The organism is Arthrobacter sp. CP30, assembly GCF_053470025.1.
In genome coordinates this window covers 1-542 of the sequence record NZ_JBQEMM010000046.1, presented here as the reverse complement: position 1 = coordinate 542, position 542 = coordinate 1, and the positions used below count along the sequence as shown (strand labels likewise).

General features: G+C 64.9%; 1 protein-coding gene. It reads right to left on the bottom strand.

Annotated features, from left to right (window positions below; genetic code table 11):
• Positions 1-172: 172 nt before the first annotated feature.
• On the bottom strand, positions 173-451 hold the full coding sequence (locus ACTIMO_RS17255) for a hypothetical protein (RefSeq protein ID WP_345850159.1): 279 nt from the start codon (positions 449-451) through the stop codon (positions 173-175).
• Between the last annotated feature and the right edge of the window lie 91 nt (positions 452-542).

The following is a 542-nucleotide window of genomic DNA, read 5'->3' as shown; positions in this document are numbered from 1 at the left end:
GGCGAGCGCTTCGTCGACACCAGCGCCAGCGGTCGGCGCTGGGTAGCGCGCGGCGGTAGGACCGAATGCCCAGTGCCAGGCGCCGGACAGCGGCCACAGATGGATGCGCGGGCGGTTGTCGGCGCGAGCAAGCTGGAGGGTCACGACGGCGACCTCTCGGCGTTGGCGCCCATCACTTCTGCACCTCCGCGTCGAGTTCGTCACAATCGATCTCGCGGATAGGAATCCCCAATGCGACCGCCATTCGATAGGCTCGGTCACCGCCCATGACTTCGTGCACCCCCCGGCAGTGGATGTTCAGCCCGGCAATCGTGCCCTTATGGCATTGGAAGTGGACGTCATCGCGCCGGCAGCCGGCGACGAGTTGCGCCGCACGCTCTCCCGGCACGATCCGGTTTCGTGTCGTGAGGCATTGGCCGCAACAGCGCGCGGCTAGGAGGAGTTCCGCCACTAGATCTGCTCCTTCGCGTCGACGAGGACACGCGCAGTCTCAAGCTCGATCGAATAGTTCGGCCCGGTGTAATCGCCATAACGAATTAACA